Source organism: Micromonospora sp. WMMD967, from assembly GCF_029626165.1.
In the GTDB taxonomy this organism is placed as follows: Bacteria; Actinomycetota; Actinomycetes; order Mycobacteriales; family Micromonosporaceae; genus Micromonospora; species Micromonospora taraxaci.
The window spans coordinates 7,200,112-7,223,679 of sequence record NZ_JARUBK010000001.1; the positions used below are offsets into that span (position 1 = coordinate 7,200,112).

General features: G+C 71.1%; 20 protein-coding genes. 8 read left to right on the forward strand and 12 right to left on the reverse strand.

The features are described 5' to 3' along the window. Positions 1–2: 2 nt before the first annotated feature. Entirely contained in the window at positions 3–1,007 is a 1,005-nt protein-coding gene (gene meaB, locus O7631_RS32490) for a methylmalonyl Co-A mutase-associated GTPase MeaB (RefSeq protein ID WP_278147717.1), read from the reverse strand. After that, a complete protein-coding gene (locus tag O7631_RS32495; protein ID WP_278147718.1) occupies positions 1,004–2,188 on the reverse strand; it encodes an acetyl-CoA C-acetyltransferase in 1,185 nt (394 codons plus the stop codon). The genes meaB and O7631_RS32495 overlap by 4 nt, the downstream gene beginning before the upstream one ends. An 84-nt stretch (positions 2,189–2,272) precedes the next feature. Between O7631_RS32495 and mce the strand changes: the two genes are divergently transcribed. From mce to O7631_RS32515, 4 genes are all read left to right on the forward strand, one after another. Beyond that, positions 2,273–2,749, forward strand: a complete 477-nt coding sequence (gene mce / locus O7631_RS32500; RefSeq protein ID WP_145779233.1) for a methylmalonyl-CoA epimerase — start codon at positions 2,273–2,275, stop codon at positions 2,747–2,749. 491 nt (positions 2,750–3,240) lie between these two features. After that, entirely contained in the window at positions 3,241–4,596 is a 1,356-nt protein-coding gene (gene ccrA, locus O7631_RS32505) for a crotonyl-CoA carboxylase/reductase (protein ID WP_269683776.1), read from the forward strand. A 313-nt stretch (positions 4,597–4,909) separates the two neighbouring features. Beyond that, a complete protein-coding gene (locus tag O7631_RS32510; protein ID WP_145779232.1) occupies positions 4,910–6,172 on the forward strand; it encodes a DivIVA domain-containing protein in 1,263 nt (420 codons plus the stop codon). Positions 6,173–6,348: 176 nt separating this feature from the next. Next, a complete protein-coding gene (locus O7631_RS32515) occupies positions 6,349–8,469 on the forward strand; it encodes a hypothetical protein (protein ID WP_278147719.1) in 2,121 nt (706 codons plus the stop codon). 65 nt (positions 8,470–8,534) lie between these two features. Here the strand turns inward: O7631_RS32515 and O7631_RS32520 are convergent, their stop codons facing one another. Then, positions 8,535–9,281, reverse strand: coding sequence for a DUF559 domain-containing protein (locus O7631_RS32520; RefSeq protein ID WP_278147720.1), 747 nt, complete (start codon positions 9,279–9,281; stop codon positions 8,535–8,537). A 906-nt stretch (positions 9,282–10,187) separates the two neighbouring features. Here O7631_RS32520 and O7631_RS32525 point away from each other — a divergent pair. Then, complete coding sequence (locus tag O7631_RS32525) at positions 10,188–11,288, forward strand: AI-2E family transporter (RefSeq protein WP_278148093.1); 1,101 nt, start codon at positions 10,188–10,190, stop codon at positions 11,286–11,288. A 4-nt stretch (positions 11,289–11,292) separates the two neighbouring features. Here the strand turns inward: O7631_RS32525 and O7631_RS32530 are convergent, their stop codons facing one another. The 7 genes from O7631_RS32530 to O7631_RS32560 form a co-directional block, all read right to left on the reverse strand. Next, positions 11,293–12,090 carry an alpha/beta hydrolase gene (locus O7631_RS32530; RefSeq protein ID WP_278147721.1) on the reverse strand — a complete coding sequence of 266 codons (798 nt, stop codon included), beginning with the start codon at positions 12,088–12,090 and terminating at the stop codon, positions 11,293–11,295. 78 nt (positions 12,091–12,168) lie between these two features. After that, a complete protein-coding gene (locus O7631_RS32535; RefSeq protein WP_036411703.1) occupies positions 12,169–12,498 on the reverse strand; it encodes a hypothetical protein in 330 nt (109 codons plus the stop codon). 38 nt (positions 12,499–12,536) lie between these two features. Then, the gene (locus O7631_RS32540) at positions 12,537–13,592 is read right to left on the reverse strand and encodes a hypothetical protein (RefSeq protein ID WP_278147722.1); all 1,056 of its coding nucleotides are present in this window, start codon (positions 13,590–13,592) and stop codon (positions 12,537–12,539) included. Continuing rightward, positions 13,589–14,083, reverse strand: coding sequence for a SigE family RNA polymerase sigma factor (locus O7631_RS32545; protein WP_278147723.1), 495 nt, complete (start codon positions 14,081–14,083; stop codon positions 13,589–13,591). The genes O7631_RS32540 and O7631_RS32545 overlap by 4 nt, the downstream gene beginning before the upstream one ends. A gap of 39 nt (positions 14,084–14,122) precedes the next feature. Then, positions 14,123–15,913, reverse strand: a complete 1,791-nt coding sequence (locus O7631_RS32550) for a 3-hydroxybutyryl-CoA dehydrogenase (protein ID WP_278147724.1) — start codon at positions 15,911–15,913, stop codon at positions 14,123–14,125. 146 nt (positions 15,914–16,059) lie between these two features. Then, positions 16,060–17,121, reverse strand: a complete 1,062-nt coding sequence (locus tag O7631_RS32555; protein WP_278147725.1) for an alpha/beta hydrolase — start codon at positions 17,119–17,121, stop codon at positions 16,060–16,062. A gap of 81 nt (positions 17,122–17,202) precedes the next feature. Then, positions 17,203–17,619, reverse strand: a complete 417-nt coding sequence (locus O7631_RS32560) for an FHA domain-containing protein (RefSeq protein ID WP_278147726.1) — start codon at positions 17,617–17,619, stop codon at positions 17,203–17,205. 255 nt (positions 17,620–17,874) lie between these two features. Between O7631_RS32560 and O7631_RS32565 the strand changes: the two genes are divergently transcribed. Both O7631_RS32565 and O7631_RS32570 read left to right on the forward strand, forming a co-directional pair. Beyond that, the gene (locus tag O7631_RS32565) at positions 17,875–19,371 is read left to right on the forward strand and encodes an aldehyde dehydrogenase family protein (protein ID WP_278147727.1); all 1,497 of its coding nucleotides are present in this window, start codon (positions 17,875–17,877) and stop codon (positions 19,369–19,371) included. A gap of 80 nt (positions 19,372–19,451) precedes the next feature. After that, positions 19,452–20,111, forward strand: coding sequence for a class I SAM-dependent methyltransferase (locus O7631_RS32570; protein WP_278147728.1), 660 nt, complete (start codon positions 19,452–19,454; stop codon positions 20,109–20,111). A gap of 8 nt (positions 20,112–20,119) precedes the next feature. On the opposite strand, the gene nucS is transcribed toward O7631_RS32570, so the two are convergent. After that, a complete protein-coding gene (nucS, locus tag O7631_RS32575; protein ID WP_278147729.1) occupies positions 20,120–20,779 on the reverse strand; it encodes an endonuclease NucS in 660 nt (219 codons plus the stop codon). Positions 20,780–20,850: 71 nt separating this feature from the next. Between nucS and O7631_RS32580 the strand changes: the two genes are divergently transcribed. Beyond that, complete coding sequence (locus tag O7631_RS32580; RefSeq protein WP_278147730.1) at positions 20,851–21,414, forward strand: DUF4126 domain-containing protein; 564 nt, start codon at positions 20,851–20,853, stop codon at positions 21,412–21,414. A 72-nt stretch (positions 21,415–21,486) separates the two neighbouring features. Here O7631_RS32580 and O7631_RS32585 read toward each other — a convergent pair whose 3' ends face one another. Next, the gene (locus O7631_RS32585; protein WP_278147731.1) at positions 21,487–23,493 is read right to left on the reverse strand and encodes a protein meaA; all 2,007 of its coding nucleotides are present in this window, start codon (positions 23,491–23,493) and stop codon (positions 21,487–21,489) included. Positions 23,494–23,568: the final 75 nt, after the last annotated feature.

The window sequence follows — 23,568 nt, forward strand, 5'->3', positions numbered from 1 at the left end:
GCTCAGCGGGCGAGCTGGGCGAGCAGGTCGTCCGCCGCCGTGTACGGGTCGGTCGCGCCCTCGGCGACCTTGGTCGCGAGCGTGGCCAACTCCGTACCGTCGCGGAGTGAGCCGATCCGGGCGCGGAGGATGCCGAGCGCGATGGCCTCGATCTCGGCGGCGGCCCGCGCCTCCTGGCGGCGGCGCAGCTCACCGTGCTCGACCAGCCAGCCGCGGTGCTTGTCGATCGCGGCGGCGATGTCGTCGATGCCCTCGCCCCGGGCGGCGATCGAGCGGACCACCTGCGGTCGCCACTGCCCGGGACCGCGCTCACCGAGGGCGATCATGCCCTGGATGTCGCGGACGGTGGCGTCGACGCCGTCCCGGTCGGCCTTGTTGACCACGAAGACGTCGGCGATCTCCAGGATGCCGGCCTTGACCGCCTGGATCGCGTCGCCCATCCCCGGCGCGAGCAGCACCAGCGTGGTGTCGGCCAGCGAGGCGACCTCGACCTCGGCCTGCCCGACGCCGACGGTCTCCACCAGCACCACGTCACAGCCGGCGCCCTCCAGCACCCGGACCGCCTGCGGCGTCGCCGCCGCCAGCCCACCGAGGTGACCCCGGCTGGACATGGACCGGATGTAGACACCCGGGTCGGTGGCGTGGTCCTGCATGCGCACCCGGTCGCCCAGGATCGCACCGCCGGTGAACGGGCTGGACGGGTCGACCGCCAGCACGCCGACCCGGTGCCCGCGCGCCCGTAGCGCCCGGACCAGCTCGTTCGTGGTGGTCGACTTGCCCACCCCGGGCGAACCGGTCAACCCGACCACCTGGGCCTGCCCGGCGTACGGTGCCAGCGCCGCGGCGATCTCCGGCAGCAGCGTGTCGCCGTTCTCCACAAGCGTGATCAACCGGGCCACCGCGCGGGGGTCACCCGCGCGGGCCCGTTCCACCAGCAGCGGTACGTCCCGACTGCGGCGCACCGACGTGGTGCCCGCCGTCGGCGCGTGCTCGGCCGCTCCGCTCACTGGCCCGGCACGTGGATGATCAGCGCGTCGCCCTGGCCACCGCCGCCGCAGAGGGCCGCCGCGCCGGTGCCACCGCCGCGCCGCTTGAGCTCCAGGGCGAGCGTGAGGACGAGACGCGCGCCGGACATGCCGATCGGGTGCCCGAGCGCGATCGCGCCGCCGTTGACGTTGACCTTGTCCGGGCTGATGCCCAGGTCACGGGTGGACTGGATGCCGACCTGGGCGAACGCCTCGTTGATCTCGATGAGGTCCAGGTCCGCGACGCTCAGGCCACCCTTCTTCAGGGCGTGGTTGATCGCGTTCGACGGCTGCGAGTGCAGGGAGTTGTCGGGGCCCGCCACGTTGCCGTGCGCCCCGATCTCGGCCAGCCAGGTCAGCCCCAGCTCGGTGGCCTTGGCCTTGCTCATCACCAGCACTGCGGCCGCGCCGTCGGAGATCGGCGACGAGCTGCCGGCGGTGATGGTGCCGTCCTTGGCGAAGGCCGGACGCAGCTTGGCCAGCGACTCGACGGTGGTGTCCGGGCGGATGCCCTCGTCCTCGCTGATCACCAGCGGGTCACCCTTGCGCTGCGGGATCACCACCGGGGTGATCTCGTCGGCGAAGTGGCCGTTCTTCTGCGCGGCGGCGGCCCGCTGGTGGCTGGCCGCCGCGAAGGCGTCCTGCTCCTCGCGAGTGATGCCGTGCTTACCGCCGAGCCGCTCGGTGGACTCGCCCATCGAGCAGCAGTCCCAGGCGTCGCTGAGCCCGTCGTGCGCCATGTGGTCCTTGACCACCACGTCGCCGTACTTGTAGCCGGTGCGCTGGCCCATCAGCAGGTGCGGGGCGTTGGTCATCGACTCCATGCCGCCCGCCACCACGATGTCGAACTCGCCGGCGCGGATCAGCTGGTCGGCCAGGGCGATGGCGTCCAGGCCGGAGAGGCAGACCTTGTTGATGGTCAGCGCCGGCACCGACATCGGAACGCCGGCCTCCACCGCCGCCTGCCGCGCCGGGATCTGACCGGCGCCGGCCTGCAACACCTGCCCCATGATCACGTACTGGACCTGGTCGGGGCTGACGCCGGCCCGCTCCAACGCCGCCTTGATGGCGATACCGCCGAGCTTCGTGGCCGGGAGGTCCTTGAGGTTGCCCAGCAGGCGCCCCATCGGGGTCCGCGCGCCGCTGACGATCACCGAAGCCATGCCTGCCTCCGAAGGGGGGTGCCGAACTGTTCAAGGGGGGTGCCTAGCTGTACGCCTTAACGATTATTCGGTCAGACTAACGCCATGGCTGAGAACTCCCCCGCCGAGCCCGGTGCGGACTACGTCACAGACATCGGGCTTCGCAAGATTGACCACGTCGGGATCGCCGTGGCCGACCTGGACGCCGCTATCGACTTCTACCAGCGGACGTTCGGGATGCGCTGCGTACACGTCGAGACGAACGAGGAGCAGGGCGTTCGCGAGGCGATGCTGTCCGTCGGCCCGACCACCGACGGCGGCTGCGTGCAACTGCTCGCACCACTGACCCCGGAGTCGACGATCGCCAAGTTCCTGGACCGGAGCGGGCCGGGCGTGCAGCAGGTCGCGTACACGGTGGTGGACGTCGACGCGGCCTGCGCGGCACTGCGCGAGCGGGGAATGCGACTTCTCTTCGAGACCCCGCGACGCGGCACCGCGGACAGCCGGATCAACTTCGTCCACCCGAAGGACGCCGGCGGCGTTCTCGTCGAACTGGTAGAGCCCGCCCCCACCGCCCACTGATCCCCACGCCCCCACGACCCTCCAAACCCATCGCCCCGCCCGCACCCCCCACGTCCACCCGCACGCCCCACCCCGCACCGCGCACCCCGCCCGCACCCCGCACCCCGCACCCCGCACCCCGCACCAAGATCCGCACAACTTCGGGGATGTTGCTGCCTCAAGCGCGATGGAGGCAGCAACATCCCCGAACTTGCTGCCTCTGCGAGGGCGGGAGCCGTGGGTGTGGGTGTGGGTGTGGGTGTGGGTGGCGCGGATCGGGGTTCGCGCGCACGTCAGTGCGCGGTTGGCGGGCTGGTCGGACACCTTCACGCATCGGCGGATGCAGTTTTTCACAGAGGACTTCCGGGCCTAGCTACCGTTCAGTAACGTCCGGCCCCACCGGAGCGCGACTGGTGCTGGATGTGTCGAATGCCGACATGGCGGTCGTGTCCACCGGCGCCGACGATGGCAGCACCCGGGCCCGTGCGGGTGCGGATGAACCGGAGGTCACCGTGCAGGACATCCTCGAAGCGATCATGGCGGCGGAGGAATCGAACGATCCGGACCGCGAGCTCGCCGGCGTCGCCGGGCTGCCCGTACCGGAGAGCTACCGGGGCGTGGTGGTCCGCGCCGAGGAGTCCCGGATGTTCGACGGCATGGCCACCCGTGACAAGGACCCGCGCAAGGCGCTGCACGTGCAGGAGGTGCCGACGCCGGAGCTGGCGCCTGGCGAGGCGCTGGTCGCGGTGATGGCCAGCGCGATCAACTACAACACCGTGTGGACCAGCATCTTCGAGCCGCTGCCCACGTTCAAGTTCCTCCAGCGCTACGGCCGGGTCTCCGAGCTGACCCGTCGGCACGACCTGCCGTACCACGTGGTCGGCTCGGACGCCGCCGGCGTGGTGCTGCGCGTCGGGCCCGGGGTGACCCGCTGGGCACCCGGCGACGAGGTGGTCGCGCACTGCCTCTCCGTCGAGCTGGAGGACGCGGCCGGGCACGACGACACCATGCTCGACCCGCAGCAGCGGATCTGGGGTTTCGAGACCAACTTCGGTGGGCTGGCCGAGATGGCGGTGGTCAAGGCCAACCAGCTGATGCCGAAGCCCCGGCACCTGAGCTGGGAGGAGGCGGCCAGCCCCGGGCTGGTCAACTCCACCGCGTACCGGCAGCTCGTCTCGCACCACGGGGCCAACATGAAGCAGGGTGACGTGGTGCTGATCTGGGGCGCCTCCGGCGGCCTCGGCGGCTACGCCACCCAGATGGCGCTGAACGGCGGCGCGATCCCGGTCTGCGTCGTCTCCTCGCCGGAGAAAGCCGAACTGTGCCGCCGGATGGGCGCGGAGCTGGTCATCGACCGGGCCGCCGAGGGTTTCCGTTTCTGGAAGGACGAGGAGACCCAGGACCCGGACGAGTGGCGGCGCTTCGGCGAGCGAATCCGCGAGCTGACCGGCGGCGAGGACCCGGACATCGTCTTCGAGCACCCGGGTCGGGAGACGTTCGGCGCCAGCGTCTTCGTGGCCCGGCGCGGCGGGACCATCGTCACCTGCGCGTCCACGAGCGGCTTCCAGCACCAGTACGACAACCGCTACCTGTGGATGCACCTCAAGCGGATCGTCGGCAGCCACTTCGCCAACTACCACGAGGCGTGGCAGGCCAACCGTCTGGTCGCGCTCGGCAAGGTGCACCCGACGGTCTCCCGCACCTATCCGCTGGAGCGGACCGGCCAGGCCGCGTACGAGGTGCACCGCAACGCCCACCAGGGCAAGGTCGGGGTGCGGTGCCTCGCGCCCACCGACGGGCTGGGCGTACGCGACGGGGAGCTGCGCGCGCAGCACGAGGACGCGATCAACCGGTTCCGGGGGCACTGAGCCGACGCCGTCGGCTGGACGACACTGACCTGGTCACCGGCCGGACGGATGAGCACCGGGTGGCCATTGTGGTGCTCGGCATTGTTCTTCCATCCCATTAGCGCAAGGCCGGCCTGGGACCGAAGAAAGGGCCTCGGGGTTACCTCGGGGCCCTTTTCCGGATCACACCGCATGGCGTCCGTCCCGCCCGGGACCTGCCAAGATCGCCGGTTGGTCCGGCCCTGCCGAACGCGGAAGTTGACCATGCAAAGAGGGCATGAAAGCTCCGCACCGCTCTTGCGAACCACCCTGGGGCGTCTGCCAGTATGTCCCAATGCCCCAGCAGCAGTCCTCCCCTCTCGCGTTCTTCGATAACGCGAACTCGCAGCCAGATTTCACCGTGGGCCTGCGCGGATACAACACTCACCAGGTCGACGACTTCCTCGGCCGGATGACCGCCGCGCTCACCCAGTCCGAGCAGGCCCGTGCCGAGGCCGAGCAGCGGATGAACGACGCCCAGCGTCGGCTCCGCCAGGCAGAACAGCGCATGAGCGCGCTGGAGCAGAAGCTCACCGACACGAACAAGCAGCTCGAAGAGAACAACCGGCCCACCCTCTCCGGGCTCGGCACCCGTGTCGAGCAGATCCTCCGGCTCGCCGAGGAGCAGGCCAACGACCACCGCAACGAGGCCAAGCGCGAGTCCGAGGGCATCCTCTCCGCCGCCCGCCTCGAGGCTCGCGAGATCACCGACAAGGCACGCGCCGAGGCCGCCGCCATGAAGGCGAGCGCCGAGCGTGAGGCGGGCAACCTGCGGACGGCCGCCGAGCGCGAGGCCGCCGAGGTTCGGGTGCAGGCCCGCCGTGAGGCCGACACGCTGCGCGCGGACGCCGACCGCGAGACCAAGCAGCTGCGCACCGTCACCGCGCACGAGGTGGCCGAGCTGAAGTCGACAGTCGAGCGGGAGGTGGCCACCCTCCGGGCCACCGCCGAGCGCGAGATCACCCAGCAGCGGGCGAAGGCCGCCCGCGAGGCCGAGGAGAAGCGTGCCGAGGCGACCAAGCTGCTGACCGACGCACGGGACAAGCGCGACAAGGACCTTCAGGCTCTGGAGCTCCAGCTCGCCGAGCGGCGCGAGAAAGCCGAGCGCGAGGAGTCCGAGCGCCACGCCGCCCAGGTCGCGCAGACCCAGAAGCTGGTCAGCGAGGCCGAGCAGCGTGCCCGGGCCGCGCAGGAGCGCGCCAAGGAGATCGAGCAGCGCGCCGAGGCTCGCCGGATCGAGTCTGAGCGCAACGCCGCCGAGACGGTGGACAAGGCCAAGGCGCACTCGGAGAAGACGCTCAACGAGGCCAAGGCCGAGTCGCAGCGCCTGCTCACCGAGGCCCGCACGGAGGCGGAGCTGACCACGCAGGCCGCCCGCCGCGAGGTCGAGGACCTCACCCGGCAGAAGGACGCGGTCACCTCGCAGCTGGGCCAGATGCTCTCCGGGCTCGCTGGCATCGTTCCGGGAGTGCCGGCCGCGGCGGCTCCGGCGGCCAAGCCGGAGGCCAAGAAGACCGACGGCGGTCAGGACCGGGTTCCCGCGGAGACCGCTGGCTGACGCGTGGCGTAGGTCGGGGCATCGACGGCGCGAGGTGACACCGGGTGACCGGTCGCACCTCGCGCCGTATGCGTTTCTCAGTTCGTGGAATGCGTCGCCCCGAACGGAGTGAAGTAGCTCGCACAAGGCCCGTCCGTATCGCCCCAGCAGGGTCCGATGCGTGTGAGGATGGGGGCATGTCGCACGGCGAGGAACTGTTCGCTCTCGGCGGGGACGTGACGACGGAGCCCAGCTTCGAGTCCGCCCTGCGGGGGTATGAACGGAAACAGGTCGACCGCTATGTCGCACGTGCCGAGCACGAGATCGCGACTCTCGCCGCCGAACGAGAACAGGCGTACACACAGATCCACAAGCTCGCCGGCCAGGTCGAGGTGCTCCAGCGTGACCTGACCCAGGTGCGCAAGCAGATGAACGTGGTGGACAAGGCCTCGTTCAAGCACCTCGGGCCGCTCGTCGACTCGATCCTCAGCCAGGCCGAGGAGTTGGCCGAGCAGATCGTCGCCGACGCCAACGTGGAGATCGAGGCCCGTCGCGCCGCCGCCGAGCACATCATCGAAGAGGCCCGCGAGCAGGCCGACCGGGCACTGAAGGACTTCGAGATCGCCCTCGCCGCGCGGCGCGCGGAGGAGGAGCGGCACAGCGCCGCCCAGCGGGCCGAGGCGGAGAAGACCCTGCGGTCGGCCCGGGACGAGTCGGCGCAGCTGCGCAAGGCGGCCCAGGACGCGTTGGCCAAGGCGCAGCAGGAGGCCACCCAGCTCCGGGACACCGCCAAGGAAATCCACACCCGGGCCCAGCAGGAGTCGACCAAGCTGCGCGAGACGGCTCGCGAGACGCTGGCCAACGCCCGGCAGGAGGCCAACGACCTGCGCGACGCGGCCAAGGAGGTGCACGCCAAGGCCCTACAGGAGGCCAAGCGGCTCACCGACACCGCCACCGAGGCGGGCCGGGCCACGCACGCCAAGGCGCAGCAGGAGGCCAAGCAGATCATCGACGACGCGTCGATGGCGGGCCGGGCCACCCGCGCCAAGGCGCAGCAGGAGGCGGAGCGGCTGATCACGCAGGCGTCCGAGTCGGCCAAGCGCAACCGCGCCGAGACCGAGGCGTACGTGCAGCGGATGCGCACCGAGACCGAGGCGTACGTCAAGCACACCCGGGAGCAGACCCAGCAGGAACTGGGCGCGTGGCGGGCCGGGGTGGAGCAGGAGGTCAACTCCCGGCGGGAGGCTGCCGACCGGGAGCTGGAGCAGCGACGGGCCGCGGCTGAACAGGAGTACGCCAAGCACCGCGACGAGCTGGACAAGCAGCACACGTCCCGCCAGCAGGAGCTGGAGACCGGGTTCACCAGCCGTCAGCAGGAGCTGGAGGCGGGCTTCACCACCCGCCGCGACGAGCTGGAGTCCGAATACACCGGCCGTAAGAACGAGCTGGAGACCGCGTACACCGCCCGTCGGGACGAGCTGGAGACTGAATACACGGCCCGCAAGAACGAGATCGAGCAGGGCGCGGCGGCGGTCCTCCAGGCAGCCGAGCAGGATGCGGCGGCTCTGCGTGAGCGGGCCGAGGCGGAGGCCACCGAGCTGCTGAGCCGGGCCACGACCGAAGCCAGCGACAAGCGCCGCGAGGCCGACGAGCATGTCGCGTCCTCGCGTCGGCAGTTCGAGGAGTACGCGGCCACGACCCAGCAGCACCTGGCCACCACGCAGCAGCACCTGGCAGCCACCCAGCAGGAGGCGGCGGCGGGTCGGCAGCAGCTCGCCCAGGTGATGTTGGATATCGCCCAGGCCCAGCAGCAACTCGCGGACCTGCGGCAGGAGACCTGGAAGGCCCGGCAGGAGTCCGACGACCTCCAGCGGCAGATGGCCGAGCTGCGGTTGCAGAACGTCGCCGGCCCGATCGACGGTCCGACCGCGCCGACGGCCGACGACGCCGCGAGCAGCAGCGCAACCGGCGGTGGCGACGACGGCGTGGCCGTCTCCGGCTCGACGCCCGGATCGGGTGCGGCCACCGGTCTCAAGGCCGAGCCCACCGACACCAGGCAGCCGGTGAACGCCAACGCGGAGGACGCCGGCCAGCCGGCGACTCGTCCGGTGGCCGAACCGGTGACCACCGTCGACGGTGGCACGGCCAGCGCCGGGGTGGACGGTGAGCCGACCGTCGCCGCCGTCCCGGGCGTGGGCGGCCGGGACGCCAAACCGACCAAGATCACCAGCACCGGCGAGAACGGCAAGCGGCCCACCAAGCCGACCACCGACGAACGCAGCGCCAAGCCCAGCAAGGTCACCATCGAAAAGGACTGAACCTGGGCGCGAGCTTCGAGATCTTGGACAGTTTCCGTTACGCGATGACGGAAACTGTCCAAGATTCATATGTGGGTCGGCTTGCGCAGCTGCGGGGTGGGGATCCAGCCGGCTGCGACGAGCGCGCGCCGTACGGTGTCGGCGACCTCGTCGGGGCGGGCACGGACCAGCCAGGCCGGAAAGCGCAGAATCCGGTCGCCGCTGGTCCACACGTCGTTCTGCCGACGCATGTCCGCCGCCCACTGCCGGGTGTCCATGTGGTGCGCGCCGTCGATCTCGACCTGCACACGCCACTGTCGCCAGTACGCGTCCAGCCAGCGGTTGCGGCCCGCCGCGTCGAGCCGCCGCTCCTGTAGGTCGGGTAGGGGCAGGTTATGCCGCCGACAGAGACGCAGGAAGTCGATCTCGGAGAGCGCCTCCGCACCGCCGGCGATGTCACGGACCGTCTGTTGAATCAGGTGTCGGTGGGGCGCTCGGGGCAGAACGTCGAGCACCGCCTGCAACTCCTCGGGGAGAACCCGGCGCTGCTGACAACCGGCTGCCAGCACCCCCTGCGCCTCGTCCACGCTGACCGCCCACCCCGCCGCGTCCACCAGCGCCCTGGCCGTGGTGGTGCGCGGCGGACGGGCGAGTTGACGGTGCGAGTCCGGCAGCACCGAGGTGCGATGCACGAGCACTGCGGGCATGTCGATCGGGAGGCGGCGCAGGGAGGTCCGCGCCGCGCGGCGGGCGGCCGGAACCAGCACGTGTAGCGGCTCCCGACGCAGCCCTCGTACCCCGGCTTCGGTGGCGGCGGTTGCCCCGGCCAACATCGCCCCTGGTCCGGCTGCCAGCACCGCGACCCAGAGTTGCTGGTCGCGGCCCTCGACCGTTGCCGGTCGACACGATGCCACGGCAGATCGACCGCCACCGACCAGAGCGGATGCGGCCGCGTACCGCCCCCTCGCTGAGCAGGCTGGAGACCTGTGCGGTCGTGAGGACGCCCGCCTGTTCGAAGGCGAGCCAGTCGAGTGCGTCGGCGTCGTCGGCAGGCAGCATCCGAACAGCCTTCACACCGGAGGGCTGCCGCTCCACCAGATCTTGGACAGTTTCCGTCCACACGTAACGGAAACTGTCCAAGATCTGCGCGTCGTCAGAGTGTGGACGGTGCCGGGCGGCCGACGGTGGTTGGGTGGGCACATGAAGCACCGCGTTGACGGTCTCGTGGTCGGTGGCGACCATGGGGTGGCTAGGCTGCTGGCGCGTCGGACAGCGAGGACCCGAGCGGCCCGGGGCTGGTCTGCGCGCCGACCGCGTGACGGGCGTCGGTAACCCGAGCCCGTCTACCCATCGCCTGACCCCGGGAGGTCCTGGTGCCGCAGCCCAACCCGCCGGCCGATGACCCGGACGAGACGGCCGGTAGCCGGCCGACCGGTCACGCACCGGAGGCCGCACCGCCGACCGCGCACACACCGCAAGGCGCACCGCCGACCGCGCACACACCGCAAGGCGCACCGCCGACCGCGCACACGCCCCAAGGCGCACCGCCGACCGGGCCGGCGCCGCTGGGCGCCCCGAAGCCCGGTGCCGCACCACCAGGCACCCGGCCGTCCGGCGACCCGGGCGTCACGGCTGGGCCGCCTGACGCGCCGGCCGACCCCCCGGACACGCCGACCGATCCCCCGTCGACCACGCCGGCCGATCCTCCCCCGACCACGCCGGCCGAGGTGCCGCCTCCGGTGCCGGTCCCCGCACCGGGGATCGACCCGGACGAGCCACCGGCTGTCCCGTCCGGGAAGTTCGGCACCCCGGGGCGGCCGTTGCGCCGCAGCAGCTTCCTGATCGGCTTCACGGGTGCGCTGGGCGTGCTGCTGGCGTACACCCTCTATCTGGGGATTCGCAATGCCGGCGGCATCCTGGTGCTGGTGGTGATCGCGCTCTTCCTCGCGGTCGGCCTCAACCCGGCGGTGGTCCGACTACGCCGCTGGGGTGTGCCGCACGGCCTGGCGGTGGCGCTCGTGGCGTTGACTGTGGTGCTGCTGCTCTGCGGCGGAGTTGTCGCGCTGGTCCCGCCGATCGTCACCCAGTCGGGGCAGTTCATCGACCAGATCCCGAGCCTGCTCGACGAGCTGCGCCGCAATCCGACGGTGAACGACCTGGTGGAGCGGTACGACGTGGTGGAGCGCGTCCAGGGCGCTGCCAACGCGGAGACTGTCGGCCGGGCGTTGGGCGGGGTGCTCGGCGGGGCTCAACTGATCTTCGGCACGGTGTTCCGGACGCTTACCGTGCTGGTGCTGACGATCTACTTCCTGGCCTACTTCAACAAGCTGCGTGCCCTGGGCTACTCGCTGGTGCCACGCTCGCGACGGGAGCGGGTGCAGCTGATCGGCGACGAGATCCTCGCCAAGGTGGGCGCCTACATGGTCGGCGCGTTGAGCATCGCGGTGTTGGCCGGGGCGACCACCTTCGTGTTCGCGCTGATCGTCGGGCTGCCGTACCCGTTCGCGTTGGCGGTGGTGGTCGCGGTGACCGACCTGATCCCGCAGATCGGCGCGACCCTGGGCGCGGTGATCGTGAGCCTGGTCGGCTTCGCCGCCGACCTGCCCACCGGTATCGCCTGCGCGGTGTTCTTCCTCGTCTACCAGCAGGTGGAGAACTACCTGATCTACCCGAAGGTGATGCGGCGCTCGGTCGAGGTCAACGAGGTGGCGGCCCTGCTCGCCGCGCTGCTCGGAGTGGCGCTGCTGGGTGTGGTGGGCGCGCTGATCGCCATCCCCACGGTGGCCGCGCTGCAACTGATCCTGCGCGAGGTGGTGCTGCCCCGCCAGGAGAGAGGGTGACCGGTCAGTCGCCCGGCTGCGGGACGGGGGTGTCCGCGAACGAGGCCACCGTCCGGTCGGCGTACGCGCTGACGTCGCCGGCTTCCATCGGGCCGTCCCAGGTCGTCGGCAGTGGGACCTCGACGGCGGGGTTGACCCGCCGGACGATCTCGTCGAGCACCGTCTCCGCGTCACCCACCCAGAGGTGCTTGGCACCGGGCACCCCGACCACCTCGGCCTGCGGCGCCGCACCGAACCGCTCCCGCGCCTCGGTCGGCCGCAGGTAGTCGTCGAACTCCGGCACGAGCGCGGTCAACGGCCGACCCGAGGCGGCCCAGGTGGCCAGGTCCTCCGGGGCCGAGAAGCGCAACGGCGGGGAGAGCAGGATCGCACCGGCGATCGCCGGGTCACAGCCGTACTTCAGGGCCAGGTCGGTGCCGAACGACCAGCCCACGAGCCAGATGTTGGGCAGCTCGGCGAACTCGGCGTACTCGATGGCGGCGGCCACGTCGTACCGCTCGCCCACGGCACCGTCGAACTCGCCCTCGCTGGTGCCGCGCAGGCTGCTGGTGCCCCGGGTGTTGAACCGCAGCACCGCCAGGTCGGCCAGCGCGGGCAACCGCCAGGCCGCCTTGCGGAAGACGTGGCTGTCCATCATCCCGCCGTGGGTGGGCAGCGGGTGCAGGCAGACCAGGGTGGCCACCGGCGGGCGGTCGGCCGGCAGCGCCAACTCGCCGACCAGTCGCAGACCGTCGGCGGTGTGCAGCTCGATGTTCTCCCGGCGGCCGGGCAGGATCGACGAGGCGCGGATCGCTGTGCTCACCGCCCAAGTCTGTCGCGAAACCGCCGCCGCCGCCCACCCAGGCACGAACAGGGTGATCCAGGTCGCTCGGTGGATCGGTCAGTAGCGCGGGGTGCCCCGGCCGCGCTGCACCGCCGGGCCGCGTCGGTCCCGGGCGCGCCAGCAGCCGCTGTGCCAGTGCCGCCGGTCGGTCAGGTCACCCAGGCCGTCCGCCGGCCAGGCCACCAGGTGCGCCACCCCGGGTCGGATCTCCTGGTCACAGCCGGGGCAACGGTACGTCTTGACTGACGCGCCGGCGCCGATCCCGCGTACCTGCCAGGCGCCGTCGGTCCACTGCTGCACCGAGGCGACGCCCTGCCGGACCCGATCGGCGTCCAGGTTGGCGTTCTCGTCCCGGCGAGGGCGATTGCGACGGGGGCTCACAGTCACCAAGCGTACGGTCCGTTCCGCGCAACGGCCCGGGGCGGTCACCAGGTCGCGGGCCGGTCCAGGTGTTCGGCGACCTGCGCACCGAGGAGCACAGTCGTCGCCTCCGCCTCACTGAAGCTCCGCTCGTGGTTGAACGCCGCGAACAGTTGGGCCTGCGGAATGTCCAGGAGTTCCAGCCGTGAGCCGCTGGGGTTGTAGGAGGGGTCGTAGTAGGCGGGTCTGCCGCCGATGGTCCGGTTCGCCGGTGCCTTCTCCACCAGTGTGGTTCTGGCGTACTGGAGCTCGACCGACACCCCTCTGTCCCGGTCGTCCCGCACGCTCAGGACCACGGCGTACGACGCCGGGTAGGTGCCCACGACACTCGAACAGGTGGCCACCTCGGCACCGGCCGGCAGGTCGGTCAACCGCAGTGGCCCGGCGCACCGGTACGCCCGATCGAGCCGTAACGCGGCGGCGGCCTCGTGCAGCGGACCCTCGTCCGTGCCGGGCACGCTGGCGCCGGCGTACACCCCGGGGGCCGGCTGCCAGTAGCGGCGCCAGATCGGCACATCGTCGGGCCCGACGGCGCGGACCACTGTGCCGTCGTAGAGGTTGGCGGTGGGGCCGTCCAACGGCGGCATGTTCCAGGCACCGACGGATCGCAGCACGTCGGCCGAGGTCAGCTCGACGGTGACCGTCCGGCCGCCCACGTCGATCTTCGCGGTCTCCTTGCCGCCGCCGACGTTCCACTCCAGGAACCGGGGGCCGCCCGGGGCGAGGCCGATGTGCAGCAGGGCGGGGTCCCTGCCGATCCGGTCGGGGCGGGCCGCCGCGCCGGGAGCGCCGTCGACCGACGGCGGCAGGAAGGCGACAGTGGGCTCGGCCAGGCCGGGGGTGACAGTGTGGCCGAGGCCGGGCAGACGACCCATCGGCCCGACGGCCACGCCGGCGCCGAGCAGCGCGACCACGCTCAGGGTGGCGCCAGCGGTGACGCGCCGCCGACGGACCCGGGTACGCCCTCGGCGCACCGCGCAGACCAGCAGCCGGTCGCCGTCCACCGGCCCCTCGGCGTGTTCCCGCAGCGTCAGGACGATCCGCTCGTCGAGGTCTGTCATGGTCGGCTCCCGTTCGTGGTCGGGGCACCGCAGCGCTCCCGCAGGTTGGCGAGCGCCCGCATCGCGTGGGTGCGGACGGTGACCGGCGAGCAGTCCAGGATCTGGGCGATCGTCGTGTCGTCGAGGTCCTCGTAGTAGCGCAGCACCAGCACCGCGCGCTGACGGTCGGGCAGGCCGAGGATCAGCCGCCACATCTCGTCCCGGTCCGCCGCCTCGCGGCCGAGGTCGCCGCGGTGCGGCCGGTCCGCGAAGGTGTCGACGACCAGCTCACGGCTCGACCGACGACGCCACCAGGAGATGTTGGCGTTGACCAGCATGCGGCGCACGTACACGTCGGGTCGGTCGGCGCGGGCGATCCGACGCCACTGCACGTACGCCTGGGACAGCACCTCCTGGGTGAGGTCCTCGGCCCGGTGTGCGTCACCGGTCAGCAACCGGGCGAGCCGGACCAGCGCCGGACCCCGGCTGCTGACGTACTCCTCGAAGGTCACACCTTGCAGACGCCGTCGGCACCCTCCGGCGTTGACCGGTCAGCGGTGCGAGTGGTCGCGGAAGCCTCGGCGGGTCTTGCGGCCCAGGTAGCCGGCGGTGACCAGGTGTTCCAGCAGCGGCGCGGGCGCGAAGCCGGGTTCGCGCAACTCCAGGTACAGCTCGCGCTGGATGGCCAGTGAGACGTCCAACCCGACCACGTCGAGCAGCTCGAACGGCCCCATCGGGTAGCCGCAGCCCAGCTTCATCGCGTGGTCGATGTCGTCGGCCGTCGAGTAGCTGGCTTCCAACATCTTCACCGCGTCGTTGAGGTACGGGAAGAGCAGCGCGTTGACGATGAACCCGGACCGGTCGCCGCAGACCACGCCGGTCTTGCCGAGCGCGGCGCAGACCGCGCGGGCGGTGGCGGTGGTCTCCGGTGAGGTACGGATGGTGCGGACCACCTCGACCAGCGGCATGACCGGCGCCGGGTTGAAGAAGTGCAGCCCCACCACGTCGGCCGGCCGCTGGGTGGCCATCGCCACGTCGATCACCGGCAGCGAGGAGGTGGTGGTCGCCAGCACGACGCCCGGTTTGCAGATCTCGTCGAGGCTCGCGAAGAGGGCCTTCTTGACGCTCAGCTCCTCGATCACCGCCTCGACCACGAGGTCGACGTCGGCGAGGTGGTCCAGCGTGGCCGACCAGGTGATCCGGCCGAGCGCCGCGTCCCGGTCGTCCTCGGCGAGCTTGCCCCGCACCACGCCCTTGTTCAACGAGGTCTTCACGGCCTCGCAGACCGCCGCGGACTTCTCCACGCCACGGGTCACGGAAACGACCTCGTAGCCGGCCTTCGCGAAGACCTCGATGATCCCGGTGGCCATCGTCCCGGAACCCACAATGCCGACCTTGGTGATGGCGCGCGAGCCGTCGGCGAGCGCGGTGTCCGTGGCCAGCGGCGTCGTCTCATCGGGTACGACCTTCGGCGATCCGGGCCGCTCGTAGGTGTAGAAGCCCCGACCGGACTTCCGGCCGAGCAGCCCCGCCGTCACCATCTGCTTGAGCAGTGGCACCGGGGCGTGTCGGCGGTCCCGACCGCCGCGCCGGTACATGGTGTCCAGGATTTCGTACGCGGTGTCCAGACCGATCAGGTCCATCAGCGCCAGCGGGCCCATCGGCAGGCCACAGCCGAGCTTCATGGCGGCGTCGATGTCCTCCCGCGTCGCGTAGTGCGACTCGAACATCCCGACCGCGTGGTTGAGGTAGCCGAAGAGCAGCGCGTTCGCGATGAAGCCGGCCCGGTCGTTGATGGTGACGTCGACCTTGCCGAGCCGGGCGCAGAGCGCCTCGACGTCGGCGACCACCTCGGGCGAGGTGACGACGGTGCGGACCACCTCGACCAGCTTCATCACCGGCGCCGGGTTGAAGAAGTGGATGCCGATCACCTGGTTGGGCCGACTGGTGGCCACGGAGATCTCGGTGACGCTCAGCGAGGAGGTGTTGGTGGCGAGGATGGTCTCCGGCCGGCAGACCCGGTCCAGCTCCGCGAAGATCCGCTGCTTGAGGTCCAGGTGCTCGGGCACCGCCTCGATGACCAGGTCGACGGAGTGCAGGGCATCCAGCCCGACGGCGAAGTGCACCCGCTCGTGCAGGGCGTCGCGGTCCGCCGCGGCGAGCTTGCCCTTGGCCACCGCGCGATCGGTGGAGCCGGCGAGGGTGGCCCGGCCGCGCTCCAGCGCCGGCTCGGAGATTTCGACGGCCACGACGTCGATGCCGTTGCGGGCGAAGACCTCGACGATGCCGGCACCCATGGTGCCCAGCCCCACCACGCCCACGGTGCTGAAATCGCGTGCCACGACCGGCCTCCCCAGACTCCGCACGGCCACTGAACGGCCGCTAAGGTTATGCGCGCGAGTCTGCCACGTGACGGTGTGTTGTCGAGACGCCGTGGCATATTTCACCCACGACGCCGCGCCTGTTCAGGCGGCGGGCACCGTGGCCGCTAGGCGGCGGGCACCGTGGTCAGGGCGAGCAGCTCCGCGACGAACTCCGCCGGACGTTCCAGGTGCGGGCTGTGACCACAGCCGGGCAGCACCACCTCGTGGTACGCCCCGCCTTCCGCCGCGTACCGCTCCAGCACCGCGCGGGTCTGCCCCACCATCGGCTGCGGTGGACACACCTCCTCGCCCGGCCAGCCGGGCACCACACCCAGCGAACCCAGGTACGCCAGGTCGAACAGTGAGGTGTCCGAGACGATGACGTCGGCGTCTCCGCGTACCCAGGCGATCGGGGGCTTCTCGGCGACGGCCACCAGGTCGTCGGCGACCCGGAACCAGGTCGGTGCGAGCGCGTTGAGCACGCCACGCTCCCCCGGCGCGGTGCCGGGCCAGTTGTCCGAGGGCACCGCCGTTCCCGGGTAGTTGTCGTCCCCGGTGGCGGTGGAGAGCACGGTGTCCAGCAGCAGGTCCTCGTCGGTGCCGAGCGAGGCGGGATCGGCCACATAGGTGGCTCGCAGGACCGCACGGGGGCTGGCCGGCGCGTCCACGCCCCGGTCACCGGCCGCGAGCCGGGCGACGAAGTCCGAGTTGGCGGTGCCGGCGCCGGTGCCGGCGAAGTCCGGGGTGGTCGGCGTGCCGATCAGGTCACGGGTGCCGCCGAAACCGTACGGGGAGACCGGCGCCGCGAGCAGCAGTGCGCTCACCCGGTGCGGATGGTCGACCAGCAGACGCATCGCCACTCCGCCACCGAGGGAGTGCCCGACCACCACCGGGCGGGCGTCGGCGCCGAAGAGCGTCGGGTCGTCCAGAAGGGCGGCCACGTCGTCGGCGAAGTCACCGAGCCCACGGGTGGCGTCCACCGGGGCCGTCTCGGAGTCGCCGTACCCGCGCAGGTCGGGGGCGACCACCCGCAGCGTCGGTGGCAGGCGGCGGACCAGCGGCTCCCAGAACAGCGCGGACGAGCAGTTGCCGTGGATCAGCAGCACCGGCGTGCCGTCGGTCGGGCCGGCCACGCGTACCGCCTGGGTGATGCCGTTCGCCGTCACGGTCCGCTGCTCGGTCTCCATCCGCGGCATGCTGCCACGCTCGACCCCGACAATCCAGGGGTCCGGGAACCATCCGGGGACCGCCCCGAGTGTGGGCGGCGCTTACCGTCGCGTGCCCGGCGGCGTCGCCAACGGCAGCGGCAGTGTCGGTCGGACGTCGCGCCGGGACGGGCCGAAGCTGAGACCCACCGGATCGGTGAGCGCCACCCCGGGATCGAACAGGCGCAGTTCGGTACGGCCGAGCCGGATCACGTCGCCGTCGGAGAGCAACTCCACCTGGCTGATCCGACGGTCGTTGAGCCAGGTGCCGTTGGTCGAACCCAGATCCCGCAGGGACAGACCCTCCGGGGTCAGGCACACCTCGGCGTGGCGACGACTCAGGTGCGGGTCGTTGATGACCACGTGACCGGTCGGCGCGCGGCCGATCACCTGCGGTTCGGTGCGCACTCGGAAGCTCGCCCCGCGCATCGGCCCACCCGCGACCGTCAACAGCGGCATCAGTTCCGGATGTTCCTCCATGGACAGTCAGCCCTCCACCCCACACCGTTACTCCGCGCGTCAGCCTGCCATCAGACGGTAATCGTCAATACCGACCGGCCGGTCAGCCTCTCGTCACCTCCCGGCCACCTACCGTTCGACGATTCGGGCGAGAGGTTTTCGACACCACCGCCCTGACCTGCACTGATCAACGATCGGCCGGGGCCGCGCGACTCCCGTCGGGACTCCTCGAATCGTGAGCTACCAGTGAGTAATTTTCGGGTCTAGACTTCCGCCATGACGGCTGTGCATGTCCCGGGCATCCCGATCATCGAGGCGGGCCACCTGGTGTCGACCAGTCCGGCCACCGGCGTCGAGGCCGGTCGCTTCCCCGTCGCCACCGACGCCGACGTGCGCCAGGCCGTCGAACACGCCCGCGTCGCCGGCGAGTGGTGGGCCGGGCTCGGCTTCACCGGTCGCCGCGACCGGCTGCTGCGGTGGCGCGCCCTGCTCGCCAAGCGGATCGAGCAGTTGGCCGAGGTGGTGCACGTCGAGGGCGGAAAGCCGGTCGCCGATGCGATCGTCGAGATCGTCACCGCGATCGAGCACATCGACTGGGCCGCTCGCAACGCCGCCCGCGTGCTCGGCCCGCGCCGGGTGCGCTCCCGGCTCATCCTCGCCGAGTTCTCCGGGCACCTCGAATACCAGCCGCACGGTGTGGTCGGCGTGATCGGGCCGTGGAACTATCCCGTCTTCACGCCGATCGGCTCCGCCGCGTACGCCCTCGCGGCCGGCAACGCCGTGGTGCTCAAGCCGAGCGAGTACACGCCCGCCGTCGGCCAGTGGCTGGTGGACAGCTTCGCCGAGGTGGTGCCCGAGCAGCAGGTGTTCACCGCCGTGCACGGCCTGGGCGACGTCGGTGCCGCACTGTGCCGCTCCGGGGTCGACAAGCTGGCCTTCACCGGGTCCACAGCGACCGCCCGGAAGGTCATGGCCGCCTGCGCCGAGACGCTGACCCCGGTGTTGATCGAGGGCGGCGGCAAGGACGCCATGATCGTCGACAGCGACGCCGACCTGGACGCCGCCGCCGAGGCGTGCGTCTGGGGCGGCATGACCAACGCGGGGCAGACCTGCATCGGCATCGAGCGGGTGTACGCGGTCGACTCCGTCTTCGACACCTTCGTCGACAAGGTGGTGACCCGTGCCGGCCGACTGACCGTCGGAGGAGAGGGCGCCGACATCGGCCCGATCACCATGCCGAAACAGATCGACGTGATCCGCCGGCACATCGAGTCCGCGATCGCCTCCGGCGGGCGTGCCGCACTCGGCGGCTCGACCGCGGTGCAGCCGCCGTACGTCCACCCGACGGTGCTCGTGGACGTCCCGGAGGATTCCGCCGCCGTCCAGGAGGAGACCTTCGGCCCCACGTTGACCATCAACCGGGTCCGCGACGCCGACGAGGCCGTCGCACGCGCCAACGCCCTGCCGTACGGCCTGGGCGGTTCGGTCTTCGGCCGACGGCGCGCGGTGGCCATCGCGCGGCGGCTGCGCTCCGGAATGGCCTCGGTCAACTCCACCCTGACCTTCGCGGGCATGTCCACACTGCCGTTCGGCGGGGTGGGCGACTCCGGCTTCGGGCGGATCCACGGCGAGGACGGGCTGCGCGAGTTCGGTCGGGCCAAGGCGATCACCCGACGTCGCGCCCGGTCGCTGCTGCCGTCGATGACCTTCGAACGGACGCCGACCGACATGGCCCGACTCGTGAAGGCGATCAAGGTGATGTACGGCAGGTGAGTGTCGGATAACCGATCTTCAGCAAAGATCGGTGTATCCACATGTTTATGGCCAGTGGCAACAGCGGTACATTGCGTTAAATGGGCCCCAATCGATTGCGCTACCGCCTTGTCGACAGTGACCAGTCGTGGAGCGCCCGTCGGCGTCGGCACCGCTCCGACTGGCTGGCCCGCACCTTCCCCGACCTCGGGGACATGCACGTGGTCGATCTCGGCGGCCGGCTCGGCACCTGGCACCGCGCCACCGTCCGGCCGGCACGCGTGACGGTCGTCAACCTGGAACAGCCCCCGTCCGTCGTTCCGGAATGGGCCCACGTCGAACAGGCCGACGCCTGCGACCTGCCGGAGCACATCGCCAGGGGCAGCTACGACATGGTCTTCTCGAACTCGGTGCTGGAGCATGTGGGCGGGCACGAACGGCGGTTGCGTTTCGCCGCCTCCGTCCGCTCGCTGGCCGACCGGCACTGGGTGCAGACGCCCTACCGCTACTTCCCCATCGAGCCACACTGGATCGCGCCGGGAATGCAGTTCCTACCGGTACGACTGCGCACCGCGCTCGCCCGACGCTGGCCGCTGGGGCACAAGCCGACCCGCAGCCACGACGCCGCCATCCACCAGGTGCTCTGGACCGAGTTGCTGGACCGCTCGCAGATGCGCCACTACTTCCCCGACTCGACGATGCTCGTCGAGCGGGTCTTCGGCCTGCCCAAGTCGTTGATCGCGGTGCGTTCCGGGAGCTGAGCGGCCGATCAGAACAGCGTCAGCTCGTCCTTCTCGATGCCCCGCAGCTTGTCGTAGTTCACGACCACGCACCGGATGCCCCGGTCGGTGGCGAGCACCCGGGCCTGCGGCTTGATCTCCTGAGCGGCGAAGACCCCGGTAACCGGGCTGAGCAGCGGGTCACGGTTCATCAACTCGAGATAGCGGGTCAACTGCTCCACGCCGTCGATGTCACCGCGCCGCTTGACCTCGACGGCGACGGCACCGGAGTTGGCGTCCCGGCACAGCAGGTCGACCGGGCCGATCGCCGTCATGTACTCGCGGCGGACCAGCGTGAACCCCTCCCCCAGCGTCTCGGGGTTGGCGGCCAACAACTCCTGCAGGTGCGCCTCCACCCCGTCCTTGCGCAGGCCCGGGTCCACACCCAGCTCGTACGAGGTGTCCTGGAAGATCTCCTCGAGGGTGATCCGCAACTCCTCGCCGGCCTTGTTGACGACCCGCCACACACCGGGGGCCTCCTCCAACCGGCACGGCGGGCTCATCCAGTTCAACGGCTTGTACGCCCGGTCGTCGGCATGGATCGACACCGACCCGTCCGCCTTCACCATCAGCAACCGAGTGGCCGGCGGCAGGTGAGCCGAGAGCCGTCCGACGTAGTCCACCGAGCACTTCGCAATGACCAACCGCACCCGACGAGGGTAGCCGAGCACCCGCCGGTCGCCAGCGAGCGGCACTGGCGCGTCGATGCGATGCTGAGACCGTGTTCGAAGTTCTCACCGGCACCGGTCTCGCCGCCTCGGCAGGACTGAACGCCTACATACCCCTGCTCATCCTCGGTCTCCTCGGCCGCTACACCGACCTGATCGACCTGCCCAGCGGCTGGACCTGGCTCGGCAACGGCTGGGTCATCCTCATCATGGCCGTGCTGCTGGCCGTGGAGATGGTGGCGGACAAGGTGCCCGTCGTCGACCACATCAACGACGTGGTGCAGACGGTGGTCCGACCGACAGCCGGCGGCCTGGCCTTCGGTGCCGGCTCCTCGTCCGAGACGGTGACGGTCAGCGACCCGGGAAGCTTCTTCTCGACCCACCAGTGGGTGCCGGTCGTCACCGGCGTACTGCTGGCGCTGGGCGTGCACCTGCTCAAGTCCGCGGCGCGGCCCATCGTCAACGCGACCACCGCCGGCTTCGGCGCCCCGGTCGCGAGCACCGCCGAGGACGCGACGAGCGTGGTGGTCTCCCTGGTGGCGGTCCTCCTGCCGGTGCTGGTGCTCGTCTTCCTGGTCGGCCTGGCGTTCTTCGTCTACTGGTTCTTCCGTCGGTGAAGCGAACGCCGACGGGAACGTGACGCGGCCCGCGCCGCCGGGTTCCGCGTCTGACGTCCGGGGCGCGTCCCGTCAGGGCAGGTCGTTGGCGCTACGGATGACCGTCACCAGGTCGTCGATGATGTCGGTGAGGGCGAAGTCCTTCGGGGTGAACACCCGGGCCACCCCGGCGGCCCGGAGGGTGTCCGCGTCGCCGGCCGGGATGATGCCGCCCACCACCACCGGCAGGTCCGCCCGGCCGGCGGCGCGCAGCCCGTCGAGCACCGCGGGCACGGCGGCCAGGTGCGACCCGGACAGCACGGACAGCCCGACCAGGTCGACGTCCTCCTCGACGGCGGCGGCGACGATCTGCGCGGCGGTCAACCGGATGCCTTGGTAGACGACCTCGAAACCGGCGTCGCGGGCGCGTACCGCGATCTGCTCCGCGCCGTTGGAGTGCCCGTCCAGGCCGGGTTTGCCGACCAGCAGCCGCAGCCGGCCGCTGCCCAGCTCGCGGGCGGTGGCGGTGACCCGTTCCCGGACGGCCGCGAGCCCCGGGTCGCCACCGCTGCCGGTGGCGCCGGCGAGGCCGGTCGGTGCGCGGTACTCGCCGAAGACCTGACGCAGCGCGCCGGCCCACTCGCCGGTGGTCACCCCGGCCCGCACACAGTCCAGGGTCGCCGGCATCAGGTTGGCGGTGCTCGCGGCGTCCGCGCGGAGCCGGGCGAGAGCCGCGTCCACGGCCGCACCGTCCCGATCGGCACGCCATCGGCGTACGCGGTCGACGGCGGCCGCCTCGACGGCCGGGTCGACCTGCTCGACGGCGTCCGCTCCGGCGGTGGTGAGCGGGGACGGTTCGGTCTCGGCGTACCTGTTGACCCCGACCACCACGTCGGCGCCGGACTCGATCCGGCGGCGGCGCTCGGCCAGCGAGGCGACCAGGGCGCTCTTGAGGTACCCGGTCTCCACGGCGGCGATCACGCCGCCCAGTTCGAGGATCTTGTCCAACTCGACCCGCGCCCCGGTGACGATCTCGTCGACCAACGCGGTCATCACGTGTGAGCCGGCGAAGAGGTCGGGATATTCGAGTAGGTCCGACTCGTACGCCAGGACCTGCTGCATCCGCAGCGACCACTGCTGGTCCCACGGGCGGGGCAGGCCGAGCGCCTCGTTCCAGGCGGGCAGTTGCACGGCGCGGGCCCGCGCGTCGCGGGACATCGTGACGCCGAGCATCTCCAGCACGATGCGTTGGATGTTGTTCTCCGGCTGCGCCTCGGTGAGGCCGAGCGAGTTCACCTGCACCCCGTAGCGGAACCGCCGTTGCCGGGCCTCCGTGACCCCGTACCGCTCCCGGGTGATCTCGTCCCAGAGCACGCCGAACGCGCGCATCTTGGCGATCTCCTCGACGAAACGCACCCCGGCGTTGACGAAGAACGACACCCGCTGCACGACGTCGCCCGTCCGTTCGGCGGGCACCTGACCGGAGTCGCGGACCGCGTCGAGCACGGCGACCGCGGTGGCCAGCGCGAAGCCGACCTCCTGCACGGGCGTGGCACCGGCCTCCTGGAGGTGGTACGAGCAGATGTTGACCGGGTTCCAGCGCGGCATCTCCCGCAGCGTGTACGCCACCACGTCGGCGGTGAGCCGCAGCGACGCGGCCGGCGGGAAGATGTACGTCCCGCGGGACAGGTACTCCTTGATGATGTCGTTCTGTGTGGTGCCCGCGCAGCGGGTCAACTCGGCGTCCTGCTCCGACGCCACACCGGCGTAGAGGGCGAGCAACCACATCGCCGGGGCGTTGATGGTCATCGAGGTGTTCATCTCGGCGAGCGGGATGCCGTCGAACAGCGCCCGCATGTCGTCGAGGTGGGCCACCGGCACGCCGACCCGGCCGACCTCACCTGAGGCCAGCTCGTGGTCCGGGTCGTACCCGGTCTGGGTGGGCAGGTCGAAGGCGACCGAGAGGCCGGTCTGCCCCTTCGCCAGGTTTCGGCGGAAGAGCGCGTTGGTCGCGGCCGCCGACGAGTGGCCGGCGTAGGTGCGCATCACCCACGGGCGGTCCCGCTCGGGCAGCCGCCCCGGAAATGCCGTCTCATCCATGGCCGGAGTTTAAGTTACCGCCCAGTAAAAAGGGCTGTGGAAAACCACACAGGTCCATGTCGAGGACGACCGGGC

What these genes read in the sequence shown, in the direction of transcription:
- O7631_RS32495 (WP_278147718.1), bottom strand. Translation starts at nt 2,188, where the DNA reads ATGGCTTCGGTGATCGTCAGCGGCGCGCGGACCCCGATGGGGCGCCTG.
- mce (WP_145779233.1), top strand. Translation starts at nt 2,273, where the DNA reads ATGGCTGAGAACTCCCCCGCCGAGCCCGGTGCGGACTACGTCACAGAC.
- O7631_RS32510 (WP_145779232.1), top strand. Translation starts at nt 4,910, where the DNA reads ATGCCCCAGCAGCAGTCCTCCCCTCTCGCGTTCTTCGATAACGCGAAC.
- O7631_RS32515 (WP_278147719.1), top strand. Translation starts at nt 6,349, where the DNA reads ATGTCGCACGGCGAGGAACTGTTCGCTCTCGGCGGGGACGTGACGACG.
- O7631_RS32520 (WP_278147720.1), bottom strand. Translation starts at nt 9,281, where the DNA reads ATGTTGGCCGGGGCAACCGCCGCCACCGAAGCCGGGGTACGAGGGCTG.
- O7631_RS32540 (WP_278147722.1), bottom strand. Translation starts at nt 13,592, where the DNA reads ATGACAGACCTCGACGAGCGGATCGTCCTGACGCTGCGGGAACACGCC.
- O7631_RS32555 (WP_278147725.1), bottom strand. Translation starts at nt 17,121, where the DNA reads ATGGAGACCGAGCAGCGGACCGTGACGGCGAACGGCATCACCCAGGCG.
- O7631_RS32560 (WP_278147726.1), bottom strand. Translation starts at nt 17,619, where the DNA reads ATGGAGGAACATCCGGAACTGATGCCGCTGTTGACGGTCGCGGGTGGG.
- O7631_RS32565 (WP_278147727.1), top strand. Translation starts at nt 17,875, where the DNA reads ATGACGGCTGTGCATGTCCCGGGCATCCCGATCATCGAGGCGGGCCAC.
- O7631_RS32570 (WP_278147728.1), top strand. Translation starts at nt 19,452, where the DNA reads ATGGGCCCCAATCGATTGCGCTACCGCCTTGTCGACAGTGACCAGTCG.
- O7631_RS32585 (WP_278147731.1), bottom strand. Translation starts at nt 23,493, where the DNA reads ATGGATGAGACGGCATTTCCGGGGCGGCTGCCCGAGCGGGACCGCCCG.